The sequence below is a fragment of the Micromonospora sp. NPDC048868 genome, from assembly GCF_043198195.1.
Lineage (GTDB): Bacteria > Actinomycetota > Actinomycetes > Mycobacteriales > Micromonosporaceae > Micromonospora > Micromonospora reichwaldensis.
Window position 1 is genome coordinate 238,643 of record NZ_JBICUN010000007.1, and the last position, 13,410, is coordinate 252,052.

15 protein-coding genes are annotated in these 13,410 nt (G+C 74.3%); 5 read left to right on the forward strand and 10 right to left on the reverse strand.

Translation table 11 applies throughout. From position 1 onward, the window contains the following. Window positions 1-61: 61 nt before the first annotated feature. The 6 genes from ACGFNF_RS14215 to ACGFNF_RS14240 all read right to left on the reverse strand — a co-directional run bounded on the left by ACGFNF_RS14215 (window position 62) and on the right by ACGFNF_RS14240 (window position 6,612). The gene (locus tag ACGFNF_RS14215) at window positions 62-733 is read right to left on the reverse strand and encodes a BON domain-containing protein (RefSeq protein ID WP_393168058.1); all 672 of its coding nucleotides are present in this window, start codon (window positions 731-733) and stop codon (window positions 62-64) included. Window positions 734-908: 175 nt separating this feature from the next. After that, on the reverse strand, window positions 909-2,714 hold the full coding sequence (locus ACGFNF_RS14220; protein ID WP_393168060.1) for a trypsin-like peptidase domain-containing protein: 1,806 nt from the start codon (window positions 2,712-2,714) through the stop codon (window positions 909-911). Between the two features lie 62 nt (window positions 2,715-2,776). Further along, window positions 2,777-4,333 carry an ATP-binding protein gene (locus ACGFNF_RS14225; protein ID WP_393168062.1) on the reverse strand — a complete coding sequence of 519 codons (1,557 nt, stop codon included), beginning with the start codon at window positions 4,331-4,333 and terminating at the stop codon, window positions 2,777-2,779. Beyond that, a complete protein-coding gene (locus ACGFNF_RS14230) occupies window positions 4,330-5,031 on the reverse strand; it encodes a response regulator transcription factor (RefSeq protein WP_089003225.1) in 702 nt (233 codons plus the stop codon). Before ACGFNF_RS14230 ends, ACGFNF_RS14225 begins: the two co-directional genes overlap by 4 nt. A gap of 73 nt (window positions 5,032-5,104) precedes the next feature. Beyond that, on the reverse strand, window positions 5,105-5,785 hold the full coding sequence (locus ACGFNF_RS14235) for a PadR family transcriptional regulator (protein WP_393168065.1): 681 nt from the start codon (window positions 5,783-5,785) through the stop codon (window positions 5,105-5,107). Beyond that, window positions 5,782-6,612, reverse strand: a complete 831-nt coding sequence (locus ACGFNF_RS14240; protein WP_393168067.1) for a DUF4097 domain-containing protein — start codon at window positions 6,610-6,612, stop codon at window positions 5,782-5,784. Before ACGFNF_RS14240 ends, ACGFNF_RS14235 begins: the two co-directional genes overlap by 4 nt. Before the next feature lie 220 nt (window positions 6,613-6,832). On the opposite strand from ACGFNF_RS14240, the gene ACGFNF_RS14245 reads away from it, so the two are divergent. Continuing rightward, window positions 6,833-7,033: a DUF397 domain-containing protein gene (locus ACGFNF_RS14245; protein WP_393168069.1), complete on the forward strand. Its 201-nt coding sequence runs from the start codon at window positions 6,833-6,835 to the stop codon at window positions 7,031-7,033. Here the strand turns inward: ACGFNF_RS14245 and ACGFNF_RS14250 are convergent. The 4 genes from ACGFNF_RS14250 to ACGFNF_RS14265 all read right to left on the reverse strand — a co-directional run bounded on the left by ACGFNF_RS14250 (window position 6,972) and on the right by ACGFNF_RS14265 (window position 9,990). Next, window positions 6,972-7,886 (reverse strand): lysophospholipid acyltransferase family protein, encoded by a 915-nt coding sequence (locus ACGFNF_RS14250; RefSeq protein ID WP_393168071.1) that lies wholly within the window; start codon window positions 7,884-7,886, stop codon window positions 6,972-6,974. The genes ACGFNF_RS14245 and ACGFNF_RS14250 overlap by 62 nt on opposite strands. Next, a complete protein-coding gene (locus ACGFNF_RS14255) occupies window positions 7,883-8,662 on the reverse strand; it encodes a GNAT family N-acetyltransferase (protein WP_393168073.1) in 780 nt (259 codons plus the stop codon). The genes ACGFNF_RS14250 and ACGFNF_RS14255 overlap by 4 nt, the downstream gene beginning before the upstream one ends. Window positions 8,663-8,774: 112 nt before the next feature. Beyond that, window positions 8,775-9,281: a hypothetical protein gene (locus ACGFNF_RS14260; protein ID WP_393168075.1), complete on the reverse strand. Its 507-nt coding sequence runs from the start codon at window positions 9,279-9,281 to the stop codon at window positions 8,775-8,777. A gap of 109 nt (window positions 9,282-9,390) precedes the next feature. Next, window positions 9,391-9,990, reverse strand: coding sequence for a TetR/AcrR family transcriptional regulator (locus ACGFNF_RS14265; RefSeq protein ID WP_393168077.1), 600 nt, complete (start codon window positions 9,988-9,990; stop codon window positions 9,391-9,393). A gap of 51 nt (window positions 9,991-10,041) precedes the next feature. Here ACGFNF_RS14265 and ACGFNF_RS14270 point away from each other — a divergent pair, with 51 nt between their 5' ends. The 4 genes from ACGFNF_RS14270 (at window position 10,042) to ACGFNF_RS14285 (ending at window position 13,160) form a co-directional block, all read left to right on the forward strand. Then, the gene (locus ACGFNF_RS14270) at window positions 10,042-10,533 is read left to right on the forward strand and encodes a hypothetical protein (RefSeq protein ID WP_393168079.1); all 492 of its coding nucleotides are present in this window, start codon (window positions 10,042-10,044) and stop codon (window positions 10,531-10,533) included. A gap of 91 nt (window positions 10,534-10,624) precedes the next feature. Further along, the gene (locus tag ACGFNF_RS14275; protein WP_393168081.1) at window positions 10,625-11,284 is read left to right on the forward strand and encodes a hypothetical protein; all 660 of its coding nucleotides are present in this window, start codon (window positions 10,625-10,627) and stop codon (window positions 11,282-11,284) included. Between the two features lie 131 nt (window positions 11,285-11,415). Continuing rightward, window positions 11,416-12,351: an ABC transporter ATP-binding protein gene (locus tag ACGFNF_RS14280; RefSeq protein ID WP_393168083.1), complete on the forward strand. Its 936-nt coding sequence runs from the start codon at window positions 11,416-11,418 to the stop codon at window positions 12,349-12,351. Further along, on the forward strand, window positions 12,348-13,160 hold the full coding sequence (locus ACGFNF_RS14285) for an ABC transporter permease (RefSeq protein ID WP_151456603.1): 813 nt from the start codon (window positions 12,348-12,350) through the stop codon (window positions 13,158-13,160). Before ACGFNF_RS14280 ends, ACGFNF_RS14285 begins: the two co-directional genes overlap by 4 nt. Window positions 13,161-13,410 lie beyond the last annotated feature (250 nt).

Consider the following 13,410-nt stretch of genomic DNA (forward strand, 5'->3'; position numbering starts at 1 on the left):
GCGGGCGGGGTCGACGACGGGTTCCCGGCGGCGGCGCCACTAAACGGGACGATCCGGGCGGTCAGCCGCTCACGAGGAGCTGCTCCCGCACCGCCCGTACCCCCTCGCCGGACCAGGCCACCCGCTCCGCCTCGTCCCGTTCCCACCAGGAGCGCACGACCCCGGTGAGCGCGACCGTGTCCCCGTCCACCTCGACGGTCACCCGCTCCGTGCCGATGCCGCGCCCCAGCGCCCGCTGGAGGTCGCGCCGGAGCCGCTCGCTGTCGGTACGGGCGACGGGGCGCACCTCGACCAGGTTGGTCACCCCGCGTACGCCCCGCAGCCGGCGCAACTCCCGCTCGGCGGTACGCCGCTGCCAGCCGAACTCCACCTCGCCACGGAGCATCACCCAGCCGTTGGCCACGGTGACGTCCAGCCGCTCGGCGGGGACGAAGCTGTCCCACTCCAGCGCCCGGCCCGCCGCGATCGCGATCTCGGCGTCCGTACGCCCCGGCTCACCGGGCAGGCGCACCTCGACGTCGTCGGCGACCGCCCGCACCCCCCGTACGCGCTGCGCGCCGCGCAGCGCCGCCCACTTCCGCGCGTACCCGTCGACCCAGCCGGTCAGGGTGACCACGCCGTCGTGGACGGTCACCCCGATCTCGTTCGGCTGCGCCTGGGCGTCCCAGCCCAGTTCGTCGAGCACGTCCCGCTGGATCCGCTCGTCGGTCCGAACGGCCGCTGCCGTGGTCATCGCACCCTCCGTACGCCTCGCCGGTCCTGACTGCCGACGATTCCAGCGCGACGGGTGACGGCGGCTCACCCGCACCGGGTGAACCGCCGTCAGAGGGAGCGACGGGTGACGGAGCCAACCCCCTTGGCCCCGCCACCCGCCACCCGGAGGGAGGAGGAATGTCTTCGGTCGCCGGTTACGACGTCTCGGCGAGCGTCACCGTCGCCCTGGCTTCGGTGCCGTTGCGCTTGTAGGTCACCTCGACCCGGTCGCCGACCTTGCCGGCCTGCACGGCGCCGACCAGGTCGTCCGAGTCGTTGACCGCCTTGTCGCCGAACCGGGTGACCACGTCGCCGCGCTGCAGGCCGGCCTTCTCGGCGGGGCTGCCCGGCGTGACGGCGGCGACCAGGGCCCCGCCGCCCTCGGCGGGGGTCACGCTGACCCCGAGCGACGGGTGGCTGACCTTCTCGCCCCGCTGGAGCTTGCCGGCCACGTCCTTGGCCTTGTTGCTGGGGATGGCGAAGCCGACGCCGATGTTGCCGCTGCTGCCCTGCCCGGCGGTGGCGATCGCGGTGTTGATGCCGATCACCTCGCCCCTGGTGTTGACAAGTGCGCCGCCGGAGTTGCCCGGGTTGATCGGCGCGTCGGTCTGGAGCAGCCCCGCGATCGAGCTGGCCCCCTGCGCCGGGTCCTGGCGCTGCTGCCCACTGCCCGCCTGGATGGTGCGGTCCCGGGCGCTGAGGATGCCGGCGGTGACGGAGCCCTGGAGGCCCAGGGGGCTGCCGAGGGCGAGCACCTGGTCGCCGACCTGCATCGCGTCGCTGTCGCCGAAGGTGGCCGCCTTGAGGCCGCTGACGCCGTTGGCCTTGACCACCGCGAGGTCGGTCTTCGGGTCGGTGCCGACGATCTTGGCCTCGGCGGTCTTGCCGTCGGCGAAGGTCACCATGGCCTTGCCGTCGGTGGCGGAGGCGACCACGTGGTTGTTGGTGAGCACGAAGCCGTCGGCGGTGAGGATCACGCCGGAGCCCTCGCCGTTGTCCGTGCCGATCGAGACGACGCTGGGCTGCACGGCGGCGGCGATCCGGGGCAGGTCGGCGCCGTTGATGATCGGCGCGGCGGAGTAGGTGCGGGTGATGCCCGAGTCGCCGTCGACGGCGAGCGCGAGCGCCCCGCCGGCGACGCCCGAGCCGAGCATCAGCGCGAAGACCGCCACCCCGGCGCCGGCGAACTTGGCGATCCGGCTGGGCCGGGGGCCCGCCGTCTGCGGGGCCGCCCAGGGCGGAACGGGCTGGCCGGAGGGGTGCGGCTGGTGACCGTACGGCTGTCCCGGCTGTCCCCCGCCGCTCCAGCCGGACTGCTGGCCGTACCAGGGCGCGCCGGGGGCCTGCGGGTAGCCGGACTGCGGGTGACCTGGCTGCCCGGCGGCCTGGGGGTAGCCGGGCTGGCCCGCGGCCTGCGGGTAACCGGGCTGGCCCGCCGCGTGCGGGTAACCGGGCTGGCCCGCCGCGTGCGGGTGACCGGGCTGGCCGGCGGCCTGCGGATGATACGGCTGGGGCTGGCCGGCGGCCGGGTGCTGCGCAACGGCCGGGGCGGGCGCGAAGGGGCCGGGCGGGGTGGGTCGGTCGAGCGGACCGGCGCCCTCGGGGGCGCGGGCCGGCTCGGCGGCGCGCGGGCCGCCGTCGCCGGCCGGCGGGCCGTCGGCGGCCGGGCCCGACCCGGCGGTACGCGGCGCCTCGCCGCCCAGTGGGGCGGAGCCACCGGCGGCCGGGCCGGTGTCGCCGCCGTGCGCAGTGCCGAACCTGACGGTCGGGGTGGAGTCACCGGCGGCCGGGGCGGGGTCGCCGCCGGGCACGGTGGTCAGGCCGACGGTCGGGGCGGAGTCACCGGCGGGGGCGGAGTCGGACTGCGCGCGCTCGGCGCGCGGCAGCTCGGCGGTGGGGTGCGACGGCTCGGCGTCGGGGTGGGCCGGGCGGCGCTGCGGGTCGGACTCGTGCTCGGTCATGTCTCCACCTTGACGCGCACCACTGCGATCCGCCTGGAACGCACCTGAATGTTGGCTGAAAGTCACTCGTCATCGCCCTCGTCGTCCGGCACGAGCGGGAGCCGGACCCGGAAGGTCGCTCCCCCGCCGGGGGTCTCGGCCACCTCGACGGTGCCGTGGTGGGCGCGCACCAGCGCCGCGACGATGGCCAGGCCGAGGCCGGTGCCGGTGTTGCCGCCGGCCCGCCGGGTACGCGCCGCGTCCACCCGGTAGAAGCGCTCGAAGACCCGCTCCGCCTGCTCCGGGGTGAGCCCGGGACCGGTGTCCGCCACCTCCACCACGGCCAGGTTCCCGGGCTCGGCGCGCAGCCGTAGGGTCACCGACGCCTCCGGCGGGGTGTGCGTGAGCGAGTTGGTCATCAGGTTGCCGATGATCTGGCGCAGCCGGGCGTCGTCGCCGTAGACGACCAGCGGACCGGAGCCGGGGGTGACCTCCAGCTCGATCCGGCGCTCCGGCGCCACCGCCCGGGCGGCCTCGACCGCCTCGCTGGCCAGCACGGGCAGCTCCACCGGGGCGAGGGAGAGCGGTCGCTCCCGGTCCAGCCGGGCGAGCAGCAGCAGGTCCTCCACCAGCAGCCCCATCCGGGCCGCCTCCTGCTCGATGCGGCGCAGCAGGTCGGCGGTCTGCTCCGGCGCGCTCGCCGCGCCCTGCCGGTACAGCTCGGAGAAGCCCCGGATGGTGGTCAGCGGCGTCCGCAGCTCGTGCGAGGCGTCCGCGACGAACTGCCGCATCCGCTCCTCGGAGCGGCGGGCCCGCGCCTCGGAGGCCCGCGCCGAGCCGGCCGCCTCCCGGGCGGCGGCCTCGGCGGACCGGGCGGCCAACTCCGAGGCGGCCCGCGCGGTGAAGGCGACCTCGATCTGGTTCAGCATGGCGTTCAACGCCCGGGAGAGCCGCCCCAGCTCGGACGTGGGGACGGGCTGCCCTTGTTCCGGGTCGGGCACCCGCCGGGTGAGGTCGCCACCGGCGATGGCGGCGGCCGTACGCTCTATCTCCACCAGCGGCTTCAGGCTGGTCCGGACGATCGCCGCGCCGATGGAGGCGAGCAGGACCAGCACCGCGCCGCCGACCAGCAGGTCTATCCAGACCAGCTGCTTCACGGCGCGATCCACCTGGGTGAGCGGCTGGCCCACAGCCAGCACCGAGCCGTCCTTCTGTCCCGCGTAGACCACCCGCCAGCGGGTGCGACCGTCCTGGGACACGACGGTGCGGGGCTCGCCCTCCAGCGCGACGAATCCGCTCCGGTCCCTGGGAAAGTTGGGCAGTTGCTCGGGGTTGAGGCTGATGTCGTCGTAGACCGTCCTGTACACCTGATTCTCGTCGGCGAGCGAAACGACGTAGCTGCTGGGCAGCATCGCCTCGACCCTGCCGCTGCGGAGCCCGGGCAGCAGTTCCCCGAGGCCCTGGCTGGCCGACTCGATCTGGCCATCCACCTGGCCGACCAGGTAGTTGCGGAGAAAGAAGGTGGTCAGCGAGCTGATCACCAGGAGCGCGGCGGCGACCAGGGCCAGCACCGCGGCCACCAGCTTGACCCGCAGCGGGACGCTGCGCAGCCGCGCCTTGCCCTGGTCGAGCGGTTTCACGCCGCCGGCTTGCGCAGGACGTAGCCGACGCCTCGGAGGGTGTGGATCAGCCGGGGCTGGGTGTTGTCCACCTTGCGGCGCAGGTAGGAGATGTAGGACTCGACGATGTTGTCGTCGCCCCGGAAGTCGTAGTTCCACACGTGGTCGAGGATCTGCGCCTTGGACAGCACCCGGTTGGCGTTCAGCATCAGGTAGCGCAGCAGCTTGAACTCGGTCGGCGAGAGCTGCACCCGCTGGCCGGCCCGGTGCACCTCGTGGGTCTCCTCGTCCAGCTCCAGGTCGGCGAAGGTGAGCCGGGAGGGCGCCTGCTCGCCGCTGCTGGTCCGCCGCAGGACCGCCCGGATCCGGGCGGTCAGCTCCTCCAGGCTGAACGGCTTGGTGACGTAGTCGTCCCCGCCCAGGGTCAGCCCACGGATCTTGTCGTCGGTCGCGTCACGGGCGGTGAGGAAGACCACCGGCGTACGGGTGCCGCCCTCACGCAGCATCCGGATGACCTCGAAGCCGTCCAGGTCGGGCAGCATCACGTCGAGCACCACCAGGTCGGGGCGGTGGTCCTTGGCGGCGTTGAGGGCGGCGCTGCCGCTCGTCGCGGTGGCCACGTCGAAGCCCGCGAAGCGCAGACTCGCGGAGAGCAGTTCGAGGATGTTGGGATCGTCCTCGACGACGAGCAGTCGCGCCTCGGTCTGGGTAGCGGCCATGCCGCCCATCATCCGCGCTCTCGCTGCGTCCGCGCTGGGCACTCGCTGGAAAGAACCTGTGAGGCGGCGTGGCTCAGCGCAGCAGCCGGCGCAGCCCGTCCAGCGCGCCGTCGAGCAGCCGGATGGCCGTACGCAGCTGCGAGTCGCTGAGCCGGCGGGCCCGCACCAGGGCGCCCACCTCGACGGCGAAGGTCGCCAGCCGCTGGTCGAACTCGGCAAGCGGCGCGGTGGACGCGGACGCCGGCCCAGCTTCCGACGGCGCGCCGAACGCGGAAGTCGGGCCGGCGGGGGGTACGGGCGACGGGCCGGGGGCGGGGGCGGGCGTCGGACCGGGGCCGGGGGGCGCCCAGCGGGGACGACGGGTCTGCCGGGCCGCCTCGCGCAGCTCCCGCTTCAGGTCGCGGACGGAGCCGCGTACCTCGTTCTGGATCTCTCCGGCCAGGGCGGACAGGTCCTCCACCGAGGCGGCGATGTCCGACTCCAGGGCGGTCAGCTCGCCGGCCCGCTGCCGCAGCTCGGCCCGGCCCGCCTCGGTGATCTCGTAGACCTTGCGGCCACCGGCGGCGGTGTGGGTGACCAGGCCGTCGGCCTCCAGCCGCTGCAACCGGGGATAGATGGTGCCGGCGCTGGGCGCGTAGAGGCCGAGGAAGCGCTCCTCCAGCAGGCGGATCAGCTCGTAGCCATGCTTCGGGCCGTCGTCGAGGAGCTTGAGCAGGTAGAGCCGGAGCCGCCCGTGACTGAACACGGCGGTCACGGCAGCTCCTCCTCGTCGTCGTCCACCGGGCGGGCGAGCAGCGCGATGCTGCCCGACGTGGCGGACGCGGAGAGCCTACCCTCACCCGCGCCGAGCACGCCCTCGCTGTCCACCACGGACCCCGGGACGGAGCTGCCCCGCACCTCGGGGAAGCCGCTGGTGATCCGGCCCGACGTGGTGTGCAGGCGGACGGCCAGGTCGCTGTCCGCCCGGACCCGGACGGTGATGCTGCCGGAGATCGTGCTGAGCCGGATGTCGCTGCGCCGGGGGTTGTCCAGGTCGCAGGTGATGGCCCCGGAGACGGTCTGCGCGCGGACCCGCCCGGCCGCGCTGTCGGCGAGGGTCACCTCTCCCGCGACGGTCTCCAGGTCCAGGTCGCCGGCCACCCCCAGCGCCTCGACCGGGCCCGCCATGGTCTTCGCCGACGTCCGGCCGTCAAGGCCCATCAGGGCGATCCGGCCGGAGGTCACCTCCACCCGGGTCTCGCCGCGCAGGCCCGACGCGACCAGCGAGCCCTCCACCAGTTCCAGGTCGGCCAGCACGTCGGGCGGGACCGCAACGGAGACGTCGACCCGGGGCAGCCGGGACAGCGGGCCCAGCCAGAAGATGTGGTCCGAGAGCCGCCAGCGTCGCTGCTGGCGTACGGAGAGTCGGCCGTCGCGGTGCTCCACCAGGACCGGCCGGCGGCCGACCCGGGTGATGTCGACCCGGGGCGGCCCGTCGGTGGCCACCACGTTGAGGCGACCGCTGAGCAGGTGGACGTCGAGTCGGCCGAGGGGCCCGTCCAGGGTGATCCGCTGCGGGGCGTGCACGGTCCAGTCGGTCATCGGTCCCTCCCTCCGCGACGTGCCGAGTCGTCGGCGCGTCGGATGGCAGGACACTAACGCGATACATCGCGATATGGCAACCGCCGGCGTGACGGCTCAGCGCGCAGATCGTCGACGCATCCACCGACATTGCTAGGCTGGCCAGGACGTGGGAGATCGTGCGGAACGAGGCCCTCCCCCGCCGGCAGTCGACCGTGCTGATCAAGGAGGTGGCGAAGTCATGGACGTGACGACCCCGCGGTGGCGTAAGTCGACGAGATCCGGCGGCAACGGCGGTTCCTGCGTCGAGGTCGCCGACAACCTGCCGGGCGTCGTGCTGGTGCGCGACACCAAGGACCGGGAGGGCGGCACCCTCCACTTCAGCGCCCGGGCGTGGCAGTCGTTCGTCGGCCTGGCCAAGCACGTCGGCCCGGTCGGCTGACCCGCCTCTCTCTCCACCCGGACACCGAAGGGGCCCCCGCTGCCGACTCGGCCGCCCGGGCGAGCAGCCGCCGGTCGGCGTCCCGGGCGGGATGCAGCGCGGTGGAGACGGTCACCCGCACCTCCAGGCCCCGGGCGGCGAGCACCCGGCCCACCGAGTGCAGCAGGTCGTCGTCCCCGACGAATGCGGCGGCCGTGGTCGGCACGCCGGTCGCGGCCCACCGGTAGCCGATCCGCAGCGGCACCACCGGCGCCCCGGCGTCGATCGCCGCCTGGAACAGCGCCGGACGGAACCCCCGGCCGGGGCGGCAGGCGATCGCGTCGGCGGTGCCGCACCAGGTCGTACCCTCTGGAAAGACCGCCACCGGGCTGCCGGCGCGCAGCGCGGCGGTGACCCGGGCGACCGTCGCGGGCAGGGCGCGGGGGCGGGCCCGGTCGACCAGGACCGTGCCCGCCGCCGCCGCGAGCAGCCCGACCAGCGGCCAGGACCGGACCTCCCGCTTGGCCACCATCCGGGCCGGCGCGACGGCCAGCAGCGCGAGCACGTCCAGCCAGGAGACGTGGTTGGCGACCAGCAGCGCCGGCCGCCGGGGCGGCCGGCCGCGCACCACGAGGCGCACGCCGAACGCGCGCAGCGTCCACCGGGCCCAACCACGTAGGGCCGCCGCCCGGTCCCCGGCCGGCAGCACCGGCAGCAGTGCCGCCAGCGCCGCCCCCGCCGACAGCGTCCCGAGGACGGCGAGGGTCCGGCCCGCCCGCCGTACGGGCGACACGGTCGGCACCTCGCCGGCCGGCGGGAGGCAGGTCGGCCCGCACCCCGACGCGGGCAGCCAGAGGCGTCCGGCGGTGCTCACCGCTCGGCCCCGCCGAGGAAGTGCCGCAGGTAACGGGGGTTCATCCGGTCCAGGGAGAAGAGCACGTAGAAGTCGGCCACCCCGAAGTCCGGGTCGTACGCCGGCTCGCCGCAGACCCAGGCCCCGAGGCGCAGGTAGCCGCGCAGCAGCGGCGGAACCGTGGCCCTCGCGGCTGGGCCGTCGGCCGCCGCCGGCCCGGCGATCCTGTCCGGCTCGGCGAACCAGGGGCGCCTCGGCCGTACGCGCAGCCGCGGCGGGGCCAGGTGCCGGGCCGAGACCTCGTCCCACACCCGCGCGACGGTCCCGCCCCCGTCGGCAACCGGCACCGACGCGCAGCCGCCGAGCCAGCGCGACCCGCGCAGGTGCAGGTAGCGGACGATGCCGGCCCACATGAGGTTGATCACCGCGCCGGATCGGTGATCGGGGTGCACGCAGGCCCGGCCGGCCTCGACCAGGTCGTCGCGGAGCGGGTCGAGCCCGGTGAGCTCGAACTCGGTCGCGGCGTACCGCCGGTCGGTGCGGCCCGGCGGGAGCAGCCGGTACGTGCCGACCACCTCGCCGGTGCCCTCCTGCCGGACGATCAGGTGGTCGCAGTACGCGTCGAGGTCGTCGACGTCGAGCCCGGCGGCCCCCGGGCGCAGGGTGGCGCCGAGTTCGGTGGCGAACACCTCGTGACGGAGGCGTTGCGCGGCCGCGACCTCGCTCGGGTCGTCGGCGATCAGCAGGGTGTAACCGCTGGTCGTCAGGGGTGCGCCAGCGGCGTGCAGAACGGCCATGGGACCTGTGTAGGCGGCCCGGGTTGCCGGCCGGCGGGGTGAGGAGTGTCGATGAGGTGAACGGCCCGTGCCGGTGTCGGGGCGACGACGACGGGCGGGGCCGGCGCTCGCCTCAGCGCGTGGCGCGCAGGTCCCGGGCGAGATGCGAGCGCCGGAACCCGACCGTGAGCAGTCGCCGCAGGTCGGCCCGGTTGTCGTGCATGAGCTGCACGTGGAAGTAGTTGACGTACTCCAGTACGGCGAAGAGGCCGAATGCCAGCCCCGGGTACGACCCCGCGCCGGGCGCCTGCGCGGCGGCCACCGCGCAGGCGGCGATCACGGCGGCCAGGAGGATCGGCAGGGCGACGCGCGCGGTGACGAAGTGGCGCCGACCGGGCAGACGCGGCTCCCCACGGCGCAACTGCCGGAGCTTGAGCGCCCAGTAGGCCGCGCCCACCACGAGCAGGGCCGCGAACGCCCCGAAGCCGGCGAGATTCGCCGCCGTCGGCGGCAGGCCCACCAGCTGGAACCACACCCACGCCTGTAGGGGGATGTTCAGCAGCTCCCAGTCGGCGAGGGAGCGGAGCCGACGCCGGGCCGCCTCGCGGGTCCGGCCGGCCGGCAGGTGGGTCCTGGGCACGACCCCAACAGTGGCACAGCACCGGACGGCCACGGTGTGCACCGGCTCCCCGGGAGGACCCTCGTGCCGGCCGGTCCCGGGCGATGCGACATCGGTCCTCAGCGCCCGGTCACGGCGGCGACGCCGGCGAGGAGTCCGAGGGGCCGGACAGCAGCAGGGCGACCGCTCGTCGTACGGCCTCGACGTCGTCCTCGCCGGGAGTGCCGTTGTCGCGCATGGCGCGGCGGGCGACCGCGTAGGGCAGGTCGACCACGGCCAACACGACGTCGGCCAGGCGGTGCCCGGTGGCGTGGGCCACCTCGGCGAGGGCATCGCCGAGGGCGCGGTGGTGGGCCTGCGCCTGCTGGGCGAGCGCGGGTGAGGTGTCGCCGCGCAGCAGGTCGCGCAGGGCGTGGCGCATCAGGAGGGCGGCGTCCTCGGGATGGGAACGACACCAGGTCAGGACGGCGACCGCGGCCCGGACGCCGGCCTGCGCGTCGGCGGGCGCGAGCGCCTCCAGGTAGACGTGGAGGAAGCGGTCCTGCGCGCGCAGCCAGGCGGCGGCGACGAGGTCGTCGCGGCGGGGGAAGCGGTGGTAGACCGAACCGCTGGAGGCGCCGGTGGCCAGGCAGACGGCACGGGCGGAGGCGGCGGCAGGCCCTCCTGAAAGCACCAGGGCGCGGACGGCGTCGAGCATCACGTCGGCCGAGTGCTTGACCGGCTGCGGCATGAGGTAGAGACTACCCTCTACTTGAACTAGCGAACCCTCTCTAGGAGAGTCATGGTCCGCAACATCCACGAGCGGCAGCTCGCGGCGCCCCCCGCGGCAGTGGGCGCGTTGATCGACTCCCTCGCCACCACGGATGACCGGTTGTGGCCGCGCGGGCAGTGGCCGGCCATGCGGTTCGACCGCCCGCTCGGCGTCGGCGCCCGGGGCGGGCACGGGCCGATCCGCTACACCGTCGTCGCGTACGAGCCCGGGGCGCGGATCCGGTTCGAGTTCTCCGCGCCGGCCGGCTTCCGTGGCCATCACGGGTACGAGGTCCTACGGGTCACCGACCAACGCTGCCTGCTGCGTCACTCCCTCGTCATGACCACGCGCTGGCCGGCGTGGGTGAGCTGGCCGATGGTCTACCGTCCGCTGCACGACGCCCTCATCGAGGACAGCCTGGACACGGCTGCCCACCACCTGGGGCTGGCATCGGCCCCGCCGCACCGCTGGACCCGGCGGGTCCGGGGTCTCCGCTCGCTGGCCCGCCGACGACAGCCCTGAGGCCCGGCGCGTGCCGGTGGCGGACCGCGACGTGCGAGGCTGCCGGGGGCGCACCGGCGACGGGGCCGGGCGTCGCGGTCGGAGGTGTCTCATGATCATCGAGTCGCGTTTCAACGGGCCGCCCGGCTCGGGCAACGGCGGCTGGAGCGCCGGGGTCATCGCCGGCGCCGCCGGCCCCGGGCCGGTCGAGGTGACGTTGCGTCGACCTCCCCCGCTGGAGACCCCGCTCACTCTCGTCGACGGCGAGGTCCGCGACCCGCAGGGCCACCTCGTCGCCCAGGTCCGCCCCACGGAGGACCCCCGGGCGGTGGTGCCGCCGGTGGACCTGCCGGCCGCGCGGGCCGCCTCGGCGGCGTACCCCGGGCTGGTCGACCACCCCTTCCCGGGCTGCTACGTCTGCGGCCCGGACCGCGCCGACGGGCTGCGGATCTTTCCGGGACGGCTGCCGGACGGCCGCACCGCCGCGCCGTTCCGGGCGCCCGGGTCGGTCACGACCGCCACCGTCTGGGCCGCGCTGGACTGCCCCGGCGGCTGGGCCGTGATCGCCCCCGGCCGGCCGTACGTCCTGGGCCGGATCGCGGCGGTGGTCGCGGCGCTGCCGGAGCCGGGCGACGAGTGCGTGGTGACCGGCGTCATGGTCGGCGGCGAGGGCCGCAAGGCACTCGTGCACACCAGCCTGTACGCCCCCGATGGCGCCCTCCTGGCCTGGGCCCGGGCAACGTGGATCGCCGTGGCCGACGACATCGGATAATCGTTCCTGGGGATGAGGGCCTCCTGCCTGAGGCGGAGGTGGATCTCGGAAGTGCGCCTGATTGACCTGGTTGCGCCCGCCCGCCACGCTGTGTCACGGCGTACCCCGACGCCACCGCACGAAGGAGAGCAATGACTGACGGGCAGAGAAGCCCCACCGGTGACGGTCAGATCGTGGTGTCCGGCCTGACGAAGCAGTACAAGAACGTCCGGGCCGTCAACGACCTGTCGTTCACCGTCCAACCGGGGCGGGTGACCGGCTTCCTCGGCCCCAACGGCGCCGGCAAGACGACCACGCTGCGGATGCTGCTGAACCTGGTCACGCCGACCAGCGGGACAGCGACCATCAGCGGGCTGCGCTACGCCGACCTGACCGACCCGCTGCGGCACGTCGGCGCCGTGCTGGAGGCGTCCAGCGCGCACAAGGGCCGCACCGGCATCAACCACCTGCGGGTGATCGCCGCAGCGGCCGGCCTGCCGAAGCACCGGGCCGACGAGGTGCTGGCGCAGGTCGGGCTCACCCCGGCGGCGAAGCGCAAGTTCAAGGGCTACTCGCTCGGCATGAAGCAGCGGCTCGGCATCGCCGCCGGGATGCTCGGCGACCCCCGGGTGCTGATCCTCGACGAGCCCGCCAACGGGCTCGACCCGGAGGGCATCCGGTGGATGCGCGGCTTCCTCAAGAACCTCGCGCACGAGGGCCGCACGGTGCTGGTCTCCAGCCACCTGCTGTCGGAGATGCAGCTGCTCGCCGACGACGTGGTGATCATCGCGGCCGGGCAGCTGGTCCGGCAGGGCACGGTCGAGCAGGTGATCGGCTCGATGGCGCAGGGCATCCGGGTGCGGGTCCGCACCCCGCAGGCCGACGTGCTGACCGCCGCACTCAAGGAGGGGCCGGCCACCGTCGACGTCGACGAGCACGGCGTCCTGCTGGTGGGCGGGGTGGACGCCCCGACCGTGGGGCGGGTCGCCCTGACGGCGGGCGTCGAACTGCACGAACTGACCACGGAACGGCCCGACCTGGAACGGGTCTTCCTGGAGCTGACGGCCGGAAAGGCGGGCATCCGATGAACCTCGTCCGGTCCGAGCTTCTCAAGATCCGCACCACCAGCACGTGGTGGTGGCTGGCCATCGCCGCGTTCCTGTCGATCGCGCTGGCCTTCGCCTTCAACGCCTGGGTCGCCAACGAGACGTTGAACGGCAACGCCGAGGAACTGGGCGTCACCGGCGACCAGGCCTCCGCGGCGGCGCAGGCCGCCAACCTGTACACCTCCGGGCAGTACCTGGGCCTGATGTTCGTGATGCTCATCGGCATCCTGATGGTCACCAACGAGTTCTTCCACCAGACGGCGACCACCACGTTCCTGGCCACGCCGCGGCGTACGTCTGTGATCCTCAGCAAGCTGGTCGCGGCCAGCCTGCTGGGCATCGGCTTCTGGCTGGTGACCACGCTGATCGACCTGGCCGCCGGGGCGGTGTTCCTGTCGGCGAACGGCCACGGCACCCTGCTCGGCGAATGGGCCGTGCAGCGGGCGCTGCTGCTCAACCTGCTGGCGTACGCGATCTGGACGGTCCTGGGCATCGGCATCGGCACGCTGATCACCAACCAGCTCGGCGCGGTGATCACCGCCGCGGTGCTCTACCTCGTCGGCACGCAGGTGGTGGGGCTGCTCTTCATGCTGCTGTCGAACCTGCTGAACAGCGAGGCCGTCGTCAAGTGGCAGGTGATCTGGCCCGCCATCGCCTCGACCGTGATGGTCAGCGAGGGCCAGACGGACTTCACCCCCGCCTGGTGGGTCGGCGCGCTCGTGCTGATCGGCTACGCGGTGGTGAGCGGGGTCGTCGGCGTGCTCATCACCCGGCGGCGCGACATCTCCTGACGCGTCCGCGCGTCGGCGGCGGGGGTGGTGCCGGGCACCACCCCCGCCGCCGTACGACATGGGGCCGACCACCACATCGGGCCTTACCAGCAGCCGGCCGCACACGCAGCGTTTGGTGAACTTCTGGCATCTTCTGTGAAACGGGCCACGGGTCGGAGGCGGAAATGCCTGTGGCATCCGTACGGCGTAGCCTGGGAGCCGTCTCGTGCGCGCTCGAAGGCAGGGCGACACCGGACACCGCGTGACACAC

What these genes read in the sequence shown, in the direction of transcription:
- ACGFNF_RS14255 (WP_393168073.1), bottom strand. Translation starts at nt 8,662, where the DNA reads ATGGCCGTTCTGCACGCCGCTGGCGCACCCCTGACGACCAGCGGTTAC.
- ACGFNF_RS14220 (WP_393168060.1), bottom strand. Translation starts at nt 2,714, where the DNA reads ATGACCGAGCACGAGTCCGACCCGCAGCGCCGCCCGGCCCACCCCGAC.
- ACGFNF_RS14280 (WP_393168083.1), top strand. Translation starts at nt 11,416, where the DNA reads ATGACTGACGGGCAGAGAAGCCCCACCGGTGACGGTCAGATCGTGGTG.
- ACGFNF_RS14245 (WP_393168069.1), top strand. Translation starts at nt 6,833, where the DNA reads ATGGACGTGACGACCCCGCGGTGGCGTAAGTCGACGAGATCCGGCGGC.
- ACGFNF_RS14230 (WP_089003225.1), bottom strand. Translation starts at nt 5,031, where the DNA reads ATGGCCGCTACCCAGACCGAGGCGCGACTGCTCGTCGTCGAGGACGAT.
- ACGFNF_RS14265 (WP_393168077.1), bottom strand. Translation starts at nt 9,990, where the DNA reads ATGCCGCAGCCGGTCAAGCACTCGGCCGACGTGATGCTCGACGCCGTC.
- ACGFNF_RS14285 (WP_151456603.1), top strand. Translation starts at nt 12,348, where the DNA reads ATGAACCTCGTCCGGTCCGAGCTTCTCAAGATCCGCACCACCAGCACG.
- ACGFNF_RS14270 (WP_393168079.1), top strand. Translation starts at nt 10,042, where the DNA reads ATGGTCCGCAACATCCACGAGCGGCAGCTCGCGGCGCCCCCCGCGGCA.
- ACGFNF_RS14275 (WP_393168081.1), top strand. Translation starts at nt 10,625, where the DNA reads ATGATCATCGAGTCGCGTTTCAACGGGCCGCCCGGCTCGGGCAACGGC.
- ACGFNF_RS14215 (WP_393168058.1), bottom strand. Translation starts at nt 733, where the DNA reads ATGACCACGGCAGCGGCCGTTCGGACCGACGAGCGGATCCAGCGGGAC.
- ACGFNF_RS14240 (WP_393168067.1), bottom strand. Translation starts at nt 6,612, where the DNA reads ATGACCGACTGGACCGTGCACGCCCCGCAGCGGATCACCCTGGACGGG.